Annotated in this window: 17 protein-coding genes; 14 read left to right on the forward strand and 3 right to left on the reverse strand. The window is 70.9% G+C overall.

The annotated features are described in order from the left end of the window. The first annotated feature begins 55 nt into the window (after nucleotides 1-55). Nucleotides 56-445, forward strand: a complete 390-nt coding sequence (locus tag AC30CM_RS12785) for a CBU_0592 family membrane protein (protein ID WP_490117251.1) — start codon at nucleotides 56-58, stop codon at nucleotides 443-445. A gap of 10 nt (nucleotides 446-455) precedes the next feature. Here the strand turns inward: AC30CM_RS12785 and AC30CM_RS12790 are convergent, their stop codons facing one another. After that, nucleotides 456-746 (reverse strand): hypothetical protein, encoded by a 291-nt coding sequence (locus AC30CM_RS12790; protein WP_490117252.1) that lies wholly within the window; start codon nucleotides 744-746, stop codon nucleotides 456-458. Continuing rightward, nucleotides 743-1867 carry a glycerate kinase gene (locus AC30CM_RS12795; protein WP_490117253.1) on the reverse strand — a complete coding sequence of 375 codons (1125 nt, stop codon included), beginning with the start codon at nucleotides 1865-1867 and terminating at the stop codon, nucleotides 743-745. The genes AC30CM_RS12790 and AC30CM_RS12795 overlap by 4 nt, the downstream gene beginning before the upstream one ends. A gap of 52 nt (nucleotides 1868-1919) precedes the next feature. Between AC30CM_RS12795 and AC30CM_RS12800 the strand changes: the two genes are divergently transcribed. The 10 genes from AC30CM_RS12800 to AC30CM_RS12845 all read left to right on the forward strand — a co-directional run bounded on the left by AC30CM_RS12800 (nucleotide 1920) and on the right by AC30CM_RS12845 (nucleotide 14274). Further along, on the forward strand, nucleotides 1920-2582 hold the full coding sequence (locus tag AC30CM_RS12800; RefSeq protein WP_490117254.1) for a GntR family transcriptional regulator: 663 nt from the start codon (nucleotides 1920-1922) through the stop codon (nucleotides 2580-2582). A gap of 252 nt (nucleotides 2583-2834) precedes the next feature. After that, on the forward strand, nucleotides 2835-4238 hold the full coding sequence (locus AC30CM_RS12805) for a hypothetical protein (protein ID WP_490117255.1): 1404 nt from the start codon (nucleotides 2835-2837) through the stop codon (nucleotides 4236-4238). A 50-nt stretch (nucleotides 4239-4288) separates the two neighbouring features. After that, on the forward strand, nucleotides 4289-4654 hold the full coding sequence (locus tag AC30CM_RS12810; RefSeq protein ID WP_490117256.1) for an RNA-binding S4 domain-containing protein: 366 nt from the start codon (nucleotides 4289-4291) through the stop codon (nucleotides 4652-4654). Between the two features lie 116 nt (nucleotides 4655-4770). Beyond that, the gene (locus AC30CM_RS12815; protein ID WP_490117257.1) at nucleotides 4771-6270 is read left to right on the forward strand and encodes a DUF3375 domain-containing protein; all 1500 of its coding nucleotides are present in this window, start codon (nucleotides 4771-4773) and stop codon (nucleotides 6268-6270) included. Then, nucleotides 6267-6998, forward strand: coding sequence for a DUF4194 domain-containing protein (locus AC30CM_RS12820; RefSeq protein WP_490117258.1), 732 nt, complete (start codon nucleotides 6267-6269; stop codon nucleotides 6996-6998). Before AC30CM_RS12815 ends, AC30CM_RS12820 begins: the two co-directional genes overlap by 4 nt. Then, nucleotides 6991-10380: an ATP-binding protein gene (locus AC30CM_RS12825; RefSeq protein WP_490117259.1), complete on the forward strand. Its 3390-nt coding sequence runs from the start codon at nucleotides 6991-6993 to the stop codon at nucleotides 10378-10380. Before AC30CM_RS12820 ends, AC30CM_RS12825 begins: the two co-directional genes overlap by 8 nt. A gap of 61 nt (nucleotides 10381-10441) precedes the next feature. Further along, nucleotides 10442-11320 (forward strand): siderophore-interacting protein, encoded by an 879-nt coding sequence (locus tag AC30CM_RS12830; protein WP_490117260.1) that lies wholly within the window; start codon nucleotides 10442-10444, stop codon nucleotides 11318-11320. Nucleotides 11321-11327: 7 nt separating this feature from the next. Then, nucleotides 11328-12371 carry a FecCD family ABC transporter permease gene (locus AC30CM_RS12835; RefSeq protein WP_490117261.1) on the forward strand — a complete coding sequence of 348 codons (1044 nt, stop codon included), beginning with the start codon at nucleotides 11328-11330 and terminating at the stop codon, nucleotides 12369-12371. After that, a complete protein-coding gene (locus AC30CM_RS12840; protein ID WP_490117262.1) occupies nucleotides 12368-13435 on the forward strand; it encodes a FecCD family ABC transporter permease in 1068 nt (355 codons plus the stop codon). The genes AC30CM_RS12835 and AC30CM_RS12840 overlap by 4 nt, the downstream gene beginning before the upstream one ends. A gap of 23 nt (nucleotides 13436-13458) precedes the next feature. After that, nucleotides 13459-14274 (forward strand): ABC transporter ATP-binding protein, encoded by an 816-nt coding sequence (locus tag AC30CM_RS12845; RefSeq protein WP_490117289.1) that lies wholly within the window; start codon nucleotides 13459-13461, stop codon nucleotides 14272-14274. On the opposite strand, the gene AC30CM_RS12850 is transcribed toward AC30CM_RS12845, so the two are convergent. Beyond that, on the reverse strand, nucleotides 14248-15216 hold the full coding sequence (locus AC30CM_RS12850; RefSeq protein WP_490117290.1) for a methionyl-tRNA formyltransferase: 969 nt from the start codon (nucleotides 15214-15216) through the stop codon (nucleotides 14248-14250). The genes AC30CM_RS12845 and AC30CM_RS12850 overlap by 27 nt on opposite strands. Nucleotides 15217-15422: 206 nt before the next feature. Here AC30CM_RS12850 and AC30CM_RS12855 point away from each other — a divergent pair, with 206 nt between their 5' ends. The 3 genes from AC30CM_RS12855 (at nucleotide 15423) to AC30CM_RS12865 (ending at nucleotide 19194) form a co-directional block, all read left to right on the forward strand. Beyond that, nucleotides 15423-15662 carry an MbtH family protein gene (locus AC30CM_RS12855; RefSeq protein ID WP_490117263.1) on the forward strand — a complete coding sequence of 80 codons (240 nt, stop codon included), beginning with the start codon at nucleotides 15423-15425 and terminating at the stop codon, nucleotides 15660-15662. A 65-nt stretch (nucleotides 15663-15727) separates the two neighbouring features. Beyond that, nucleotides 15728-17386 (forward strand): ABC transporter ATP-binding protein, encoded by a 1659-nt coding sequence (locus AC30CM_RS12860; RefSeq protein WP_490117264.1) that lies wholly within the window; start codon nucleotides 15728-15730, stop codon nucleotides 17384-17386. Next, a complete protein-coding gene (locus AC30CM_RS12865; RefSeq protein ID WP_490117265.1) occupies nucleotides 17383-19194 on the forward strand; it encodes an ABC transporter ATP-binding protein in 1812 nt (603 codons plus the stop codon). The genes AC30CM_RS12860 and AC30CM_RS12865 overlap by 4 nt, the downstream gene beginning before the upstream one ends. Nucleotides 19195-19209 lie beyond the last annotated feature (15 nt).

Consider the following 19209-nt stretch of genomic DNA (forward strand, 5'->3'; position numbering starts at 1 on the left):
AACCCTCGTCGGCCGCCATACTCACTGCGCATGTCGATGTGAGACGGGGGTACCAATGATTGCGGCGGCGCTGGGCTGGCTGGGTACGGTCGGCACCTTCGTTGCGTACGTGTTGGTTTCGCGCGGACGCATGCACGCCGAGTCGTGGCGCTACGGCCTGCTCAACCTCGTCGGCGGCGTGCTGGCCGGCACGGCGTCGGTGCTGTACGCCGCGTGGCCGAGTGCAGCGTCCAACTTCGTGTGGGCCGCCCTCGGCGCGGTGACCCTGGGCAACGCGGTCCGTCGCCCGGCGCCCGGTCCGGCGCGCGAGGCGCTGCCGCCACGACAGGTGCCACCGCGACCGCGCTACGAAGGGCTGGCCGTCCGCGCCAACCACCGTGGCGGACATCACCTTCCGTGCGCGGCGTCCGGATCCCGCCAGTCTCGGGGCACCGAGATCGGCTGACCTTCGAAGGTCAGGGCTCGGGCACCTCGGCCGACCACCGCGCCGCTCGCTGCGCGTCCGTCTGCTCCCACCACGGCGGGGTCCCCCGCTCGCCGAGGGCGACCTTGCAGGCGTGCACCCCGGCGCGGGCCGCGCTCTCGCCGTCACCTCCCCGGTGCGCCCGCACCTGGCGTCGCCATGCCATCAGGATCCGCACCAGCTCTGCACGCCGATCCTCGGGAATGTCCGGATCGGTTGCACGCCAGCGCCGTCCGTCGATGACCAGGTGGTGACCGTCGGCGGTGTGCTCCGGCTCGCTCATCGGGCGGCGTGTCGGGACAGCAGCTCGGACGTGGCGGCCCGGACCAGCCGGGCCGACAGCTCGGCATCGTCGACGCACCGCGGATCGATCCGATCGATGGCGGCGACGTCGACGAACGGACCCGGTTCCGACGTGTCGGGTAACCGGTTGGTGCCGACGACGGCCAGGGCGGGCACGCCGAACTCGGCGGCGAGCGTCGCGACGGCCACGGGCCCCTTGCCGCGCAGACTCTGCGCGTCCAGGCTGCCCTCCCCCGTGATCAGCACGTCGGCCCCCGCGAGGACGTCCCTCGCCCCCAGCATGTCGAGGAAGAGCGCGGCGCCCGAGCGCACCCGTGCCCCGAGCAACACGCCCGCCCACGCCAGACCGCCCGCCGCTCCGGTGCCGGCAGCGGCATGCAGTCGCGGCCGCCCGAAGGCGGGTTCCACGACCGCGGCCAGCCGTGCCAGTCCCGACGCCAATACCGCGACGGCGTCCTCGTCGGCACCCTTCTGCGGGGCGAACACCTCCGCCGAACCGTCGACCCCCACCATCGGGGTGTCGACGTCGCACGCCACCGTGAGCCGCACGTCCGCCAGACGGGGATCGAGACCGGTCGGGTCGACCTCCGCCACTGCCGCCAGCCCGCCGCCACCGGGAGCCACCGGAACGCCTGCCGCGTCGAGCAACCGCACGCCGAGCGCCGTCAACATGCCTGCGCCGCCGTCGGTGGTGGCACTGCCGCCGAGACCGACGACGACGTCGGCGAAGCCGCGGTCGAGGAGTGCGCGCACGACCTGACCGACGCCGCTACTCGACGCCGACAACGCGTGTTCGGGCGTGAGCCGGGCTCCGCCCATGCCGCAGATGTCGGCCACCTCGAGGATGGCGCGATCGCCGTGCGTGGCAACCGTCGAGGTGGTCGTCGCACCCCACGCGTCCACGGTGGGCAGGGTGACGGCCTGCCATCCCGATCGCAGGGCCGCCGCGACGCTGCCGTCACCGCCGTCGGCGATCGCCAACGGCGTGACGGACGCGGCGTCCCATCCCGCGTCGGCGCAGCCGGCCGCCATCGCGGCGACCACCTGCTCTGCGGACAAGCTGCCCTTGAACTTGTCGGGCGCAAGCACGATTCGCGGCATCGGACGCCACACCTCCATCACGATTGTTCGTCAAGTTAACATGACGAGCGACATGACGTTCGAACTGCAGACGCGTTCGGTGGCCGACGCGCTCGTGGAGTCACTGCGCGAGCGCATCCTCACCGAGGACATCCCCGCGGGACGCCCCGTCACGGAGGCGGCGGTCGCGGGCGACTACGCCGTGGCCCGGCAGACGGCCAAGGCGGCCATCGAACGCTTGGTGGCCGAGGGCCTGCTGCATCGGACGGCGCATCGCAGCGCCCGGGTACCGCGCCTCGACGCCGACCAGGTGCGCGACCTCTACTTCGCGCGCCGATTCCTGGAGAGTCGCACCTACGGCCTGCTGGCCGAGCGACACCACGTGGCCGCCGCGGTGCGGCGTGCCCACGCGGCCTTCCGGCGGGCGGTCGCCGACGGGGACCTGGTGGCCGTCGTGCAGGCCGACGTCGCGCTGCACGGCGAGTTGGTGCGCAGCCTGGGCAGCCCGCACCTGGAGCGCGCCCACCAGCTCCTGATCAACGAGATGCGCCTGTGCCTCGCACAGGTGCAGAGCCACCGTCTGCTCGACCCCGCCGACATCCACGCCGAGCACGCCGCCATCCTGTCGGCGATCGAGGACGGCGACGCCGAGCGGGCGGTTCGCGTCGGCGAGGACCATCTGCGCACCGCCGAGAGCCGCCTGCTCGAGCACCTGGGAACGGCTCCGCGGAACTGACGATCGACCCGCGGGCGCACGCCTGGTATTTGCTCATACGTCAATATTCGACGGTTGCCGCAGGGCCGCGCACACTCCCGAGCGGTCCTTGCGATTGCCACCAAAACGGCGGGGCTCAGCAACGCCTCCAAGCGCGGACCGCCCCCTCGACGAATGCCTCATCACCAGCGATGTTGCGTGATATCGTCCCGAATCGATCTGCACTCCAGTCACTTTGACCGCGACTCGCGTCAGCGATCTCGAAGGAAGCCCATGCCCACGTTGGCCCATCGGATCGCGGCGCTGACCGCAGCGATCCTCATCAGCCTGACCACCGTGCTGTTCGTCGGCGCGGGTGCGGCCCTCGCCGACCCCTACGACGACGGCGACGCCACCGTCGACGTCGAGCCGGACTACGGCGGTTCCGCACCCGAGTACGGCCCCGAACCCGACATGGGTTCCGAGCCCGACGCGGGCTCGGCACCCGAGACCCAGGCCACCGCACCGGAACCGCAGGAGGCTCCCGACGCGGGCGGCGCCGGTGAGCCAGAACCCGGCCCTGCCGAGGGCGGCACCGGGCCAGGTGAATCCGAGCCCGCGGGCGGGGCCGACGAGGGTCCCGCGGCCGGCGGCACCGAACCCGGCGGCACCGAATCCGGCGGCACCGAACCCGGCGGCACCGAACCCGGTGGCACGTCGGGTAGCGAGGGCACCGGCGGCGGCTCCGCCTCCGAGGGCGGCAGCGGCAGCGCCACCGAGGGCGGCAGCGGCTCCGGCGCCGACGGCGCAGACGACCCGTCCCTGGATTCGTTGACCGACGTCACCGCCGCAGACGTCGCCGAGGCCGACGCCACCGACGTGACCACCGCCGAGTCCGCGACCGCGATCGCCGTCAGCAGCACCGACGTGGCCAGCCAGACGACCGTCGACACCATGCTCAGCACCATTCAGACGGAATACCTGTCGTCGTCGACGGCGACCATCACGCAATGGAATTCGGCGTGGGTGCAGTACGACCAGTGGTATCAGCCGGTGTTCGTCAACCCCTACCGCGTGCCGATCCAGCTGGCGTACACCTACGCCGGGCAGCCCTACGTGGTGAGCGTCCCGCCGCTGCAGCGCGCGGTCGTCAACGCGCCACGCCCCGGCGTGTACAGCTTCACGGCTCTGGTGCCCAAGGATTCGGGCGGCGGCGTGTCGAGCGTGTCGGTGGGCAGCTTCTCCGGGGGCGGCTACGTGCCACGGCCCGGGCAGCCGCCGCCGCCGAAGCCCGCCGTGCCCACCACCTACCAGAACGTGGTGGTGCGCTTCGACTTCGGCAACGACAAGTACAAGCCGGTACTCATCAAGTCGGTCACGGATCTGGGCAACGATCCCCAGGTGGGCGCGCACAAGGTGCTGCTCGACGAGGAGACGCCGGCGTGGGGTACGTGGGGTACCACCAAGTCCGGACAGCGTGAACTCACCGTGAAGCTGACCGAGAAACTGCCCGGCCTCAGTGAGCCCGCCGCCGAGGCGCCTCCCGGCTACCAGCTGGTGGCCGCCGAATCACCTGCGGCACCACAGCAGGACCAGAAGTCCGTGCTGCCCTGGGTGGGACTCGGGCTGGGGATCGTGGCCGTGGTGGCCGTGATCCTTGTGATCGTGATCGGGCGACGCAAGCGCACGACCACCTGAGGCCGGTGCCGGTCCGCCCCACGGGCGGGTCGGCCCGCCATGATGGATCCATGGAGTCGTCGCGCGTGGACCGCTGGCTGTGGGCGGTCCGCCTGACCAAGACCCGGCCCGACGCCGCCGAGGCCTGCCGCGGCGGCCACGTCCGCGTCAACGACCGGCCGGCCAAGCCGTCGACCACGGTGGTGCCCGGGGACGAGATCAGGGCCCGCGTCGGCGACCGCGTGCGCATCGTCGAGGTGGTGCGGGTGATCCAGAAGCGCGTGGGCGCCGCCGACGCGGTGACCTGTTACCTGGACCGCTCCCCCGCCCCGCCTGCCACACCCTTCGTGCCGGTGGCCGTCCGCGACCGCGGTGCGGGCCGACCCACCAAGCGCGACCGGCGCGCGCTGGACCGCTGGCGAGCCGGTCGGCTCTGAGCAGGAGGGGCCCGTGACGGCGGGCGGGCGGCGCCGCGCCCCGCGGCGGCGTGTCCTATGTTGGACGGTCCGACCGATCCGACGTCACGCCCAAGCCGACCCCGAGGAGACACGTGGTGCACGCACCAGGTACCGGTGACGGGCGTGCGCCCGCTGCCGACCTGCTCGCGGCGAACCGTGACATTCAGGCGTCACCCACCATCCGGCTGCTCGCGGGCGCGAACCTCGGTGTGGTGGCCACCCTGATGGAACGTCACCTCAGCGCGGGGGTGGCGGTGGAGGCCGAGCTGGTGGTGGCCCTGGAACGAGATCTCGCCGAGGTGGGACTGGCGGACGCGCAGACGGGCCTCGGCTACATCAAGGCCTGGGCCAGCCAGGGATGGCTGCACCGCGTGGCCGATCAGCGGGCCGGCGTCGAACGCAACCTGTGCTACCTCACCCAGGATGCGCGGCGCGCGCTCGACTTCCTGCGCGGCATGCACCGGCAGGACACCATTGCCACCGGTGGTTCCATCAACGGCATCGCCGCACGCCTGAAGCAGGTGGCCATCCGCGTCGGCACCGATCCCGAGCGCATCCGCGCCGGGATCGAAGCCGAGATCGCGGCACTGCGCGCCGAACTCGACGACCTCGACGCCGGAACGCGGCCCATCGGGCTCGATGACGGCGCCGACGCCACCGACGCCTACGACGAAGCCCGGGCGATCGCGCTGCAGATGGAACGCCTGATCACCGATATCGGCCAGTACGGCACCATGATCGAACAGGCTACCGCCGCACTCGACGAGCCCATCGACTCCAACGTCGAGTACCGCGACCGACAGCGCCAGATGTACGCCGACTATCAGGCCGCCTGGGACTCGCAGGGACGCGACTCGCACCGGGCGTTCCTGCGGATGATCAACGACCCCGATCAGCGCGCCGAGTTCGAAGCCGACGTGGCGGCCGTCGCCGAGGCGCTGCCCGCGCTCGACCCGGCACTGCGCCGGGTGATGGCCGGCTTCTTCGAACTCGTCGGTCAGCAGATCGACGAGGTCGAACGCATCCAGCAGCGGTGCGCGCAGCGCGTGAAGCGGTTCACCGCCTTCGGCACCCTGGAGCAGAGTCGCGGAGTGGCCCGCCAGCTCGGCGATGCCATCGGCGCCGCGCGCGCCCTGCTGAAGACCTCGCTGGTCGACTCCCGACTGGACCTCGAGTTGCCGTTGGCGCGGCACGCGATCAGCTCCGTCGGCGCATTGAGCTTCCGGATCGGCGATCTGTCGCAGCCCAAGCCCGCCGTGGCGGCCGAGGGCGAGGTGGACCTGGCGAGCTTCGCGGCGCTGAGCACCCAGGTCGACGCGCCCGCGATGTCGGACATGATCAACGCCGCCATCGACGATGGTCCGCTCCCGCTGGCAGACGCCGTCGCCATGCTCGACGCCCCCTATCTCGGTCACGTCATCGTGCTGTGGTCCTGGGCGCTCAAACAGCCGGTGCCCGGTGACGTCTCGGGCACCGCCGACGTCGGCTCGGTGACCGTGCGCTTCCGCTCGCTCGACGGGCGCGACCGCGCCATGGAGGTACCTCGTCTGGTGTTCACCGAACCCGTGTCCAGCATCGCCGGAGCCCTGTCGTGACCGAACGCACCGGGCCCGAACGCACCGGGACCGAACGCACCGGCTACGAGGGGTTCTCCGACCTCCCGCAGGTCGACCAGGCCGCGCGGACCCCGCACCAGCGCAGGCCGCGGTTCGAGGGCGACGTCTCCGAACTGCCCGACCGGGCCTGCTGGGCCCTGCAGCATCTGTTGACGCGGCGCTACATCAGCGCCGAGGCCGACCGCGACCTGTACGGCTGGGTGGTCGAGTACCGGCCCCAACTCGCGGTGCGGCTGTCCGAGTTGGACCTGCAGTTGCGCGTCGTCGACGGCGTCGAGGTGGCGTTCGTGGAACAGGCCCGCTACGAGTCGGCGCGGGGCGTGAAGCTGCTGCGCCGCGAACCGCTGGGTACCTACGACTCGATCCTGGCGCTGCACCTGGCGCAGATGATGCGCGCGTCGGGCGATCAGCACGTGCTCATCAGCCGCGAGGAGGTGCACGGGTTGTTCTCCGGCGTGCTCAACGACGTCGACCGCGACGCGGTGACCTTCGCCGCGCGCATCGACGCCGCGATCGCGCGGCTCACGGCGCTGGAGATCCTGCGCCGCAGCCGCGACGACGAGGACTCCTACACCGTGAGCCCCGTGATCACGGCGGTGATGACGGCCTCGGTGATCAGCGAACTGCAACACCAGTTCGAAGCGCTGATGGGCGGTCAACCGGGCACCCGCGAGCGGGACGTCGAGGACGGAGACGGAGATGACTGAGCAGTTCCACCTGTCCCGGCTACAGGTGATCAACTGGGGCGTCTTCGACGGTTACCACTCCATCCCGTTCAGCGAGGGCGGGGCGCTCATCGCGGGCGCGTCGGGAAGCGGCAAGTCGTCACTGCTGGACGCGATCTCGCTGGGTTTCCTGCCGTTCAACCGACGCAACTTCAACGCCTCGGGCGACAACACCGCCGCGGGCTCGAGCGCGGGCAGGCGCACCGTCGACAAGTACGTCCGCGGGGCCTGGGGGCAGCGCAGCGACGGCGGCACCAGCAAGGTGATGTACCTGCGCGGCGACGGCACCGCGTGGTCGGCCATCGCGGTCACCTACGCCAGCACGTCGGGCCGCATGGTCACCGGGCTGGTGCTCAAGTGGCTCACCGGGGAGTCCCGGTCGGACTCCTCGAGCCGGTTCGTGCTGGCCGACGACGACCGCGACATCGAGGACGTGTGCAATCGTTGGGCGGCAGGACGTTTCGACGCCGGAGTGTTCCGCAGTGACGAGTGGCGGTTCTCCACCAAGGTGGAATCGCAGTACCTGGCGCAGCTGTACGCGACCATCGGCATCCGCGCCTCCGACGCCGCGCAGCAGCTGCTCGGAAAGGCCAAGTCGCTCAAGAGCGTCGGCGGTCTGGAGCAGTTCGTTCGCGAGTTCATGCTCGACGAACCCGAGAGCCTGGCCCGACTCCCGGAGGCCCTCAAGCAGATCGACCCGCTGGTCGAGGCCCGCGAGCTGCTGGCCGTGGCCCAGCGCAAGCGCAAGATCCTCGGCGACATCGAGGCCATCCAGCAGCGGTACGCGCTGGAATCGTCGGACCTGGGCATCATCGACCTGGTCGACGCGCCGATGGTGCGCGCCTACACCGATCACGTCCGGCTGGCGCAGTGCCCGGCGCAGATCGAATCCCTCGACGCCACCATCGATCAGCTGGGCAACGAGTACGAGGACGTCACGCGGCAGCTGAACATCGCCAAGGCAGAGGGTGATTCGCTCAACGCCCAGATCAGCGGCTCCAGCTCGAGCATCGGCCCGCTGCAATCCCAGGTCGCCGCCGCCGAGGCGCAGGCCGAGGAGGTGAGCCGTCGGCGCGCCACCTACGAGGCGATGCTGACGGCGCAGGACCTCGACGTACCGGAGACCGCCGATGCCTTCTGGAATCTGCGGGAGGATCTGACCTCCCAGATCACCGAGCTGCTGGCCAAGCTCGACCGGGGCCGGGAGGCGTCCACCGACGCCGAGTACGCGCAGAAGGTGGCGCGCATCGCCCGCGACGACGCCGCCAAGGAACTCAAGCGCGTGGAGCACGTCGGGTCGGCGCTGCCGGAGTCGGCGATCGCCATGCGCGATCTGATCTGTTCGGCGCTGGGCGTCGAGGCCAAGGAATTGCCCTACGTGGCCGAGCTGATGGATCTGCGGCCCGACCAGAGCCGGTGGCGCGTCGCGGTGGAGAAGGTGCTGCGCGGGGTGGGGTTGCGCCTGCTGGTCCCCGACCGGCACTACGCCGCGGTGCTGCGGCTGGTCAACGAGACCAACATGCGCGGACGGCTGCAACTGCACCACGTCCGGGAGCGCTTCCTGGGCGCCGAACCCGCCGAGGCGCCGTCGAACACGTTGGCGGGCAAGCTGTTCGTCGTCGACCCCGCACACGTCTGCGCCGCCGAGGCCGCCGACGTCGTCACGGCCGCGGGCGATCACGTCTGCGTGGACGACCCCGACCTGTTCCCTCGCTTCCGACGAGCGGTGACCGACGCCGGGCTCTACAAGGACTCCGACCGGCTCGCCATCAAGGACGACCGGCGGCCGCTGAAGCCCTCGGAGTACATCTATCAGGGCGACGTCGCCGCCAAGCTCGATGCGCTGACCGTCGACCTCGCGGCGGCCGAGGAGGCGTACCAGGCCGCGCGGCGGGCCGCCGACGACATCGCCGCGCAGCGGCAGCGGTGGCGTGACCGGGCGTCGGCGTGCAAGGCGATCTGCGAGCAGTTTCCGCAGTGGAACCACGTCGACGTCGACACCGCCGACGGGCACGCCGAGCGCCTGCGCGAACAATACGAGCTGCTGCTGGCCGATCACCCGGACATCGAGGCGCTCAACGCGCGCGCCGAGGAATGCTGGGAAGAGATCCAGGTGTTGATGACGCGCCGCGGCGCCATCCAGACCCGTCGCGACGACCTCGACGTGCGGCGCACTCGGCTGCTGGAACTGCAGGAGCGGCTGCGCCCGGCGTTCGTGTCGGAGCCGCTGACCGAGCTGCTGAACCGTTACGCCGCAGAGGTTCCCGTGCCGCTCGAGCTGCTGAATCCGGAGCCGCACCGCGAGGCCGTGTTCGCCGCCATCCGTCGCGAACGCGACCAGCTCCGGGAGAGCCGGCGGCGATCCTACGACGAGCTGGCCCGCATCCTCAACACGTTCGACACCGCGTTCCCCGATGCGATTCCCAACGACAGCGACGTCTTCGACGAACGCGTGCACGACTACGTGGCGCTGTGTCAGCACATCGACGAGCGCGAGCTGCCCGAGGCCTACGAGCGGATGATGCGGCTGGTCACCGAGCAGGCGCCGGATGCGATCCTGACGCTGCACCGCGTGGCCGAGCAGGAGACCCGGCGCATCAGCGACCAGATCGCCCGTGTCAACACCGGCCTCGGCGCGGTGGAGTTCAACAGCGGCACCCGGCTGACGCTGCGTGCGACGCAGCGCAGCCTGACCGCGGTGGCCGAGCTGACCGACGTGGTGCGGGCCATCTCGCGGCGCATCGCCGAGGTGGGGCTGGGCGACAAGCAGGCGATCCTGGACCAGTACGCCGACATCCTGCGGTTGCGAAACCGGTTGGCGTCCACGGCCCCCGAGGATCGAGCCTGGACGCGGGATGCGCTGGACGTGCGCAACCGGTTCACCTTCGACTGCGCCGAGTGGGACGTGGCCTCCGACGAGCTGATCCGCACGCACAGCAACGCCGGGGACAACTCGGGCGGTGAGCAGGAGAAGCTGATGGCGTTCTGCCTGGCGGGCGCGCTGAGCTTCAACCTCGCCAGCCCTGCCCAACCGGGCCTGGGCACGCAGCCCGCCGACACGGACAATCGTCCGGTGTTCGCCCAGCTCATGCTCGACGAGGCGTTCAGCAAGTCCGATCCGCAGTTCGCGCAGCAGGCGCTGCAGGCCTTCCGCAAGTTCGGGTTCCAACTCGTCATCGTGGCGACGGTGCAGAACGCTACGACGATCCAGCCCTACGTCGACAGCGTGGTGATGGTGTCCAAGCGCGAGGCCACCGGGCGCAATGCGCGTCCGGTCGCCACGGTGGCGTGCAAGACGATCAGCGAGTTCAGCGCGCTGCGCCAGGAGATGAGGAATACGGCCAAGGTGCCCGCCGGGGTGTGACGTCGGCGTGACGGGCGGGGCCGCGTCATGCCGAAAGCCTATTTAGGCTACCCTAAATTCGATGAGCTTCTCGTATGCGACGGTCACCGGCGTCGTCTCCCCGAGCGTGCGGCTGCGCCGCATCACGCTGCGCGTCGACGAACCCGACGTGCTGGCAGTGCGTCCAGAGCCCGATTCCGCCGTCGGCGTGTACTTCTCCTCCCCCGGACCCGACGGCTCGCGGATCCCGCCGCCGGTGGCGACGGGGGTCGACGGCGTGCGGTACGCCGACACCTCCGCGGGCGCGGACGGCCGCAACTACTCGGTGCGTGCCCAGCGCGGCGACCTGATCGACCTGGACGTCGTGCTGCACGCCCGCGGGCTCGGCACGACGTGGGCCACACAGACCCGTCCCGGCGACCGCGTGGGGCTCGACCATGCTCGGTCGTGGTATCGGCCGCCGCCCGACTGCGAATGGCAACTGCTGGTGACCGACCTGTCCGGGCTGCCGGCGACCGCCCGCATCCTGGAACGATCGGCGGGCGACGTGCGCACCGTCGTGGTCGCGGAAGTGGCCGACGAGTCGGACCTGACCTACCTGGCGGTGCCCGCCGGCGTGACCCTGCTGCCGTCGGTGGGCAGCGGGAACGGCCACGCTCAGAGCCGGCTCGCCGCGACGGCGACGACGCTGCCGCTGCCCGCCGGACGCGGGTACTGCTGGTTCGCCGGCGAGGCCGCCGAATCACGCGTCGTCCGCAAGCACTTTCGCGGGCTCGGCTGGGATGTCGATCAACTCGACGTCACCGGCTACTGGCGATTCGACTCCGAGACCTGGGACGCCAAGTTCGCCCTGATCGAGGACGACGTGGTGGCCGTCTACACCCGAGCGCTGGCCGCGGGCAAGGGTGACAAGGTGGCCTCCGAGGAGTTCGACGAAGCCCTCGAGCGGGCCGGCCTGTAGAGCGCCGATGACGACCCACGCCACCCCACGGGCCACAGCGCCCGCGCCACGCAGCGGCCCCGTCGGCCGCCCCGCGGGCCTGGCGATCGCGGCCGCACTGCTGGCGCTCACCAGCATCGCCAGCCTGGCCATCGGCACCACCGACGTCGACCTCGCGACGGTGTGGCATGCCGTCACCGACTACCGCGACGTCGGCGACCAGTGGATCGTCTACGAACTGCGCATCCCGCGCACGGTGCTGGCCGTGCTGGTCGGAGTGGCGCTCGGGCTGTCGGGCACGTTGATCCAGGCCGTCGGCCGCAATCCGCTCGCCGACTCCGAGATCCTCGGGATCAATTCCGGCGCCGCGCTGTTCGTGGTGGGCGCCATCGCCTTTGGGGGTCTCACCGGCATCTGGACCTACATCTGGTTCGCGTTCGCCGGCGCCCTGTTCGCCGTGGTCCTGGTGTACCTCGTGGGAATGACCGGTCGGGCGACGGTGACACCGGTCCGCGTGCTGCTCGCGGGCGTCGCGATCGGTGCGGTCATGGATGGAATCGGGTTCGCGATCCGGTTGCGCCACCCGCGCGCCTTCGACAACATGCGGTTCTGGGACTCGGGCGCGCTGGACGGCCGCGGCCTGGAGGTCTCGGCCGCGATCGCGCCCTTCGTCCTGATCGGCGTCATCGCCTGCGTGGTCGTGTCGCGTTCGCTGAACGTCACCGCGCTCGGTGACGACCTGGCGCGCAGCATGGGCGGCAACGTGGTGCGCACCAGGGCGCTCAGCCTGGTCGCCGTCACCCTGCTGGCCGGGTCGGCCACGGCGGGTGCGGGTCCCATCGGATTCGTGGGTCTCATGGTCCCGCACGCGGTGCGGCGGTTCACCGGCCCCGATTGGCGGTGGATCCTGGCCTACTCGACCGTCGTGGCGCCCACGCTGCTGCTGGCCGCCGACATCGTCGGCCGGGTGGTGATCCGCCCCAGCGAGCTGCCCGCGGGCATCGTGACGGCGTTCCTCGGAGCCCCGGTGCTGATCTGGCTGGTGCGCAAGCGAGGAGCCGATCGCCCGTGACCACCACGCAGACCGGCTCCGGGCCGACGTTCGGGCATCGACAGTGCGTGCTGCGCATCGGCGGGTTCTCGGCGCGCGCCTCGTGGCGCGCCGTCGTCGTCGTGACCACCCTGCTGGTGGGTGCGCTGGTGATCGGCGTCGTCGCGATCGGATTCGGCACCTACACCGTGGCACCGGGCGACGTGGTCGGGGTGCTGCTCGGCACCAACACGTCGTTCGACCGCGTCGTGGTGCTCGAGTGGCGCATGCCGCGCATGCTGATGGCCCTGTTCGTCGGTGCGGCACTGGGCGTCTCGGGCGCGATCTTCCAGGCCCTCACCCGAAACCCACTGGGCAGCCCCGACATCATCGGCGTCAACTCCGGGGCCTACACCGGGGCGCTGGTGATGTTGGCGGGCTTCGGTGGCGGTTACTACGCCGTGGCCGCGGGCGCGCTGGCGGCAGGGCTGGTGACCGCGGTCCTGGTGTACGCGCTGGCCTACCGCAACGGTGTCGCAGGGTACCGGCTGATCGTCGTCGGAATCGGCGTGAGCGCGGTGCTGAACTCGGTCAACCAGTGGATCGTCATCAAGCTCGACTACCACACCGCGGTCACCGCGGCGGTGTGGCAGCAGGGCACGCTCAACGGTCTCGGGTGGTCGGAGGTCATCCCCATGCTGGTGTGCCTGGCCGTGATCGGGGCGATCCTGGTGGCGTTGGGCCCACGCCTGCCGGTGCTGCAACTCGGCGACGACGCGGCGGGCGCCCTGGGCGTACGGCCCGAAGGCGCCCGGCTGCGCTATCTGGTGGTCGGGGTGGCGCTGGTCGCGCTGGCGTGCGCCGCGGCAGGGCCCATCACGTTCGTGGCCTTGGCCGCGCCGCAGATCGCGCGCCGGTTGGTCGCGAGCCCCGGCGTGGGTCTGGTGCCGTCGGCCGCGATGGGGGCGGTGCTGCTCCTGGGCAGCGACATCGTGGCGCAACACCTGTTCTCAAGCAACGAACTTCCCGTCGGCGCCGTCACCGTGTCACTCGGCGGCATCTACCTGATCCATCTGCTCGTCACCCAGGCGAGGCAACGCCGGTGACGCTCGAGGAGGACAAGCACCCCATGGCGGAGACGTCGCGATCCCGGCTGTCGGCCCGCGGACTGTCGATCGGATACGACGAGCGCACGATCGTGGCCGATCTGACGCTCGACCTCCTCGACGGCCGGGTCACCGCCATCGTCGGCCCGAACGCGTGCGGCAAGTCGACGCTGTTGCGCGGCTTGGCGCGGCTCATCACGCCGTCGGCAGGCCAGGTGGTCCTCGACGGTCAGGACATCGCGACCCGGCACACCAAGGACGTCGCGCGCAGGCTGGGGCTGCTCCCCCAGTCGTCGATCGCCCCCGAGGGCATCACGGTGGCAGACCTGGTGTCGCGCGGCCGGTTTCCGCACCAGAAGGTGCTCCGCCAGTGGTCGCAGACCGATCAGCGCGCGGTGGCCGAGGCGATGCGGTGCACCGGGGTGGACGGGCTGTCCGGTCGGCTCGTCGACGAGCTGTCCGGGGGGCAGCGCCAACGCGTGTGGGTGGCGATGGTGCTGGCGCAGGACACGCCGCTGGTCTTGCTCGACGAGCCGACCACCTACCTGGACATCGCGCACCAGGTGGACCTGCTGGACCTGTTCGCGATGCTCAACCGAGAACGGCAGCGGACGGTTGTCGCCGTCCTGCACGACCTCAACCACGCCTGCCGCTACGCCGACCAGATCGTGGCGATGAAGGCGGGCAGCATCGTCGCCCAGGGCAGGCCCTTGGACGTGATCACCGAGGATCTCGTCGAGGAGGTGTACGGCCTGGCCTGCCAGATCATCGACGATCCGCAGACCGGCACGCCGCTGGTGGTGCCGAAGGCCTCACCGTACGTCACCGGACGGCGCTGAGGGACTTCCACCGAGATACCCACCGCCGTGGCCGAAGTAGGTCAGCGCGTCGTGGTCGACGCCGTCGTCGGTGCGCACCACGTCCAGGATCAGACCCGGGGATCGGCCGCGGTAGGCGTCCGCGCCCGCCACGATCACCATGCCGCCGTCCTCTTCGATGAACACCCGCCCCGGCGTACCGCCGTAGCGGCCACCTGACACCCGCGCGGCGATGACGCGTAGTCGCTCTCCCCGAAAGTACGTGTGGGCGTTCGGATATGGATCCGACAGTGCGCGCACCAGCCGTTCGATGTCGGCTGCCGGCCACGACCAGTCGATGAGCCCGTCCCGCTCGGAACGCTTGTGGAAGAACGTGCGCTCCGAGAGGTCCTGCGGCACGGGCCGAGCCGTTCCGGACTCGAGTTGGTCCAACGCCTCCGACAGCACGCCGGGAATGAGGTCCAACGTGTCGTGGACCAGGCTGGTGCCGGTACTGGTGGGCGTGATCTCGACGGCGCGCTGCACCAGGACGTCGCCGGTGTCGAGTTCGGCGTCCATCAGGTGCGCGGTCAGACCCGTGTGGGACGCCCCGCTGATCAACGACCAGATGACGGGCGAGAAGCCGGTGAACTTCGGCAGCAACGAGTCGTGCAGGTTCACGGTCCCGTGCGTGGGGATGGAGAACAACTCCTCCGGCAGGCGCGTGCGCCAGTTGTTGGCCACCATGACGTCGGGCGCGAGCCCGGCGACCATCTCGACGAGCGCGGCGTCGGGCCGTTTGGCGAGGTAGACGTCGATACCCTTGGACCGGGCCAGATCCTCCACCGAATCGTCCCAAATCGATTCGTAGGCATGCTCACTCGTCGGGTGGGTGACCACCAGGCACACCTCGTGGCGCGATGCCAGCAGCGCCTCGAGGGTGCGGTACCCCCACGTCTGATATCCGAACATGACGACGCGCACGGTCACCTCTCGATCCGTCGGCGGGACTCTCGTAGCCCGCCGGAGAGCCCCACCGGGGTCACCGATGTGTAGCTCGCAATGGTTAGCCTTACCTTTGATAGCATGCCCTGGCGATGCTACGGGGAGGTCACCCCATCGTGTCCCGCGGGGACCGGGCCATCCGCTCGGATGGTCGACGTCGTGATGCGAACGTACGGAGGAAAGCGTTGTCCAGCAATCCCTTTGACGACCAGGACGGTCGTTTCCTGGTGCTCGTCAACCACGAGGACCAGCACTCGCTGTGGCCGGTCTTCGCCGCCGTCCCCGACGGCTGGACCGTCGCACACGGCGGTCCGGACGGGACCAGTCGTGACGACGCGCTGCGATACGTCGAGGAACACTGGACCGACATGCGGCCACGCTCCCTGCGGGAACGCATGGCCGCCGACGCCGGCCGATCGGTTTGACGGCGAACACCCGGTGGACCGGCGCCTCGATCCTGCGCCGAACCGTCACGCGAAACCTGCGGTGGTTGAGTTCCGGAAGCCTGCTGATCGCCCTGCACCAACTGTGCGAGGTGTCGGTACCGGTGCTCATCGGCGTCATCGTCGACCGCGCCGTGCTGACCGGGAGCACGCCCGCCATCGTCGCGTGGCTCGCCGTCCTGGCCGGGCTGTTCGTGGTACTCACCGTGGTCTACCGCTTCGGTGCGCGCCTGCTGATGTTCGCCATCGCCCGCGAATCCCACCTGCTGCGCGTCGAACTCGGCCACAAGATCCTCGACCGGCTGGGCATCCGGACCGAGTACAAGGCCGGTGAGCTGCTGTCGATCTCGTCGACCGACGCCGACGAGACGTCGTATCTGCTGGACTACGTGCCACGGGTCACCGGAGCCGTGGTCGCCACCGTCGCCTGCGGCGCCGTCCTGCTGAGCATCGACGTGACGCTGGGGCTGATGGTGCTGATCGGCGTGCCGATCGTCGTCGCCGGACTGCAACTCACCGCGCCGCTCATCGCCTCGCGCGTCGAACAGCAGCAGGCCCAGATCGGTCGTGCCACCGCCCTGGCCACCGACCTCGTCAGCGGTCACCGCCCCCTGCAGGGCATCGGCGCGCAGGCCAACGCGGCGGCCCGCTACCGCTCCGCCAGCCGACGCTCGCTGGCCGCGACCCTGCGCGCGGCCCGCATCCAGAGCGTGCACGCGGGCGCCGCGGCCGCCGCGGGCGCGTTGGCCGGCATGGGCATTGCCGTCGCCGCCACCTACTTCGCACTGTCCGGCGACCTGTCCCTCGGCCAACTCGTCACGGTCATCGGCCTGGTGCAGTTCCTCATCGAACCCTTCTCCCTGCTGGCCGTCGTCCCCAGTTGGGTCGCGGAGGCCCGCGCATCGGCCAACCGCGTTGCCACCGTGCTGAACTCGCCCACTCGGCACCACCCCCGCCCGGCGGTTCCCGCCTCCGATCCACGCGGCCGGCTGGAGATCCGCGACGCCCGGCACGGCACCCTGCGCGGACTGTCCCTCGACGTCGCGCCCGGCGACTTCGTGGCGGTGCTCGCCGCCGACGCCCGCGATGCGACAGCACTCGTCGACCTACTGTCGGGCCACGTTCGCGACGGCGATCCCACCGACGCCGCGCACTCCCCAGGCCTGGTGCTGGCAGGAGCCCGCAGCGTCGCCGACATCCCCGAGGGGCAACGCCGCTCCAGCCTGCTCGTCGAGCACCATCACGGCGACCTGTTCACCGGCAGCCTCAGGTCGAACCTCACCGTCGGGGCGCACCTCGACGACGCCGACGTGCACGCCGCGCTGGCGGCGTCCTGCGCCACCGACGTCGTCGCCGTGCACGCCGACGGCCTGGAACATCGTGTCGTGGAGCGCGGCGCCAGCCTCTCCGGCGGACAACGGCAGCGCTGGACGCTGGCCCGGGCGCTGGCCGCCGATCCGGACGTGCTGGTCCTGCACGACCCGACCACGGCCGTCGACGCCGTCACCGAACAGGCCATCGCCGACGGCATCCGCGACCTCCGCGGTGCGGCCGGACGCACCACCGTCGTCCTGACGAGCAGTCCCGCGCTGTTGGCGGCCGCCGATCGCGTGGTGCTGGTGGTCGACGGCGCCGTGGTCGCGCAGGGGCCGCACCTCGACCTGATGGCGGCGCACGACCGGTACCGGGATCTGGTGAGCCGATGATCAGCGACGAACCCATCACGCCGCCGGTGCTCCCGGTCGCGTCGACGCGCCGCACCGCCGCCTGGCTGGCAACCGATCTACGCCACCGCTGGCGCGGACTGCTCGGTGCCGTCGCCGTCGGGCTCGCCGCCGCGGCGGCCTCGATCGTGCCCATCTACCTGCTGGGCACACTGGTCGACCGCGTCAGCGCCGGCGCGGGCGCGGGCGGCCTCCCGGGGATCGCCATGGCCATCGCCGTGACCGCACTGCTCGGCGGCCTCGGCACGGGGCTGGCCGGCTATCTGACCTCGCGGGTCGGCGAGAGCACACTCGCCGATCTCCGGGAACAGGTCCTCGCCACCGCGCTGGACCTTCCCGCCACCACCATCGAGGAGGCCGGACGCGGCGACCTGTTGTCGCGCGTCGGTCCCGACGTCGCCGTGGTCGCCAGGGCCGTGGGCCAGGTACTCCCGCAGATCGTCAACGCGCTCTTCCTGGCCGTCGTCACGCTCGCGGGCATGACGAGCCTGGACTGGCGGCTCGGGTTGGCCGGCGCGCTGGCCATCCCGGCCTACGTCGCCGGGCTCTGGTGGTATCTCCCCCGCTCGGCGCCGATGTACGCCCAGGAGCGGATCGCGATCGCCGAACGCGCCCAGGTCACGGTCGAGTCGATCCAAGGCGTCAAGACCATCGAGGCCTACGAGATCCACGACCGTCACCTCGCCGACATCGACGGCGCCTCGGCCCGCGCGCGGGACATCTCGATCTCGGTCTTCACGTTCTTCACCCGCTTCGTCGGCCGCGTCAACCGCGCCGAATTCATCGGGCTGGCATCCACGTTGGTGGCGGGCTTCCTGCTGGTCAAGGCCGGAGACGTCACCGTCGGCCAGGTCACCGCCGCGGCGCTGCTGTTCCACCGGCTGTTCAATCCCATCGGGGAGTTGATGTTCAACTTCGACGAGATCCAGTCCGCGGCGGCGAGTTTGGCGCGCCTGGTGGGGATCCTGGATACCGGCACCGACACCAGCACCGATACCAGCACCAGCACCAGCACCGTTGTCAACACCGCCGCCGACCCCGTCGTCGCTGCCGTGCCCGCGGGTTCCGACGTCGAGGTGTGCGGGGTTTCGTTCGCCTACGGCTCGGGTCCCGAGGTGCTGCACGACGTCTCGCTGACCATCCCCGCGGGCACCCGGTGCGCGCTGGTCGGCACCACCGGGGCGGGCAAGACCACCCTGGCGGCGGTCGTCGCCGGGCTGCTGACGCCGACGGCGGGTCGCACGCTGATCGGTGGCGTCGACGTGGCCGCGATCGGGCGGGATCGACTGCGGCAGTGGGTGGCCACGATCACCCAGGAGGTCCACGTCTTCTCCGGCACGCTGCTCGACGACCTGCGCCTGGTGGCGCCGGATGCCGATCGCGACGCGGTCTGGGCGGCACTGCAGCGGGTGGGTGCGGAGTGGGTCGCCACCCTCGACGACGGTCTGGACACCCTCGTGGGTGAGCAGGGCGTCACGTTGACCGCCGCCCAGGCCCAGCACGTCGCGATGGCCAGGCTGGTGCTGGCCGATCCCCGGGTCGTCGTCCTCGACGAGGCCACCGCGGAGGCCGGCAGTGCCCACGCGGCCGAACTGGAGGCGGCCGCCGAGGCGGCGACGAAGGGCCGCACCACGTTGGTCGTCGCCCACCGTCTGACCCAGGCCGCGACGGCCGATCGCATCGCCGTGATGGCCGACGGCCGAATCGTCGAATCCGGCACGCACGACGAACTACTCGCACTCGATGGCCGGTACGCCCGGCTCTGGCAGGCCTGGAGCCTGCACCACTGAACGGCCTCCGGGCCC

The sequence above is a fragment of the Mycobacterium sp. DHQP2018-32-09 genome, from assembly GCF_058148405.1.

What these genes read in the sequence shown, in the direction of transcription:
- AC30CM_RS12805 (WP_490117255.1), top strand. Translation starts at nt 2,835, where the DNA reads ATGCCCACGTTGGCCCATCGGATCGCGGCGCTGACCGCAGCGATCCTC.
- AC30CM_RS12865 (WP_490117265.1), top strand. Translation starts at nt 17,383, where the DNA reads ATGATCAGCGACGAACCCATCACGCCGCCGGTGCTCCCGGTCGCGTCG.
- AC30CM_RS12795 (WP_490117253.1), bottom strand. Translation starts at nt 1,867, where the DNA reads ATGCCGCGAATCGTGCTTGCGCCCGACAAGTTCAAGGGCAGCTTGTCC.
- AC30CM_RS12845 (WP_490117289.1), top strand. Translation starts at nt 13,459, where the DNA reads ATGGCGGAGACGTCGCGATCCCGGCTGTCGGCCCGCGGACTGTCGATC.
- AC30CM_RS12785 (WP_490117251.1), top strand. Translation starts at nt 56, where the DNA reads ATGATTGCGGCGGCGCTGGGCTGGCTGGGTACGGTCGGCACCTTCGTT.
- AC30CM_RS12830 (WP_490117260.1), top strand. Translation starts at nt 10,442, where the DNA reads ATGAGCTTCTCGTATGCGACGGTCACCGGCGTCGTCTCCCCGAGCGTG.
- AC30CM_RS12800 (WP_490117254.1), top strand. Translation starts at nt 1,920, where the DNA reads ATGACGTTCGAACTGCAGACGCGTTCGGTGGCCGACGCGCTCGTGGAG.
- AC30CM_RS12790 (WP_490117252.1), bottom strand. Translation starts at nt 746, where the DNA reads ATGAGCGAGCCGGAGCACACCGCCGACGGTCACCACCTGGTCATCGAC.
- AC30CM_RS12810 (WP_490117256.1), top strand. Translation starts at nt 4,289, where the DNA reads ATGGAGTCGTCGCGCGTGGACCGCTGGCTGTGGGCGGTCCGCCTGACC.
- AC30CM_RS12835 (WP_490117261.1), top strand. Translation starts at nt 11,328, where the DNA reads ATGACGACCCACGCCACCCCACGGGCCACAGCGCCCGCGCCACGCAGC.
- AC30CM_RS12825 (WP_490117259.1), top strand. Translation starts at nt 6,991, where the DNA reads ATGACTGAGCAGTTCCACCTGTCCCGGCTACAGGTGATCAACTGGGGC.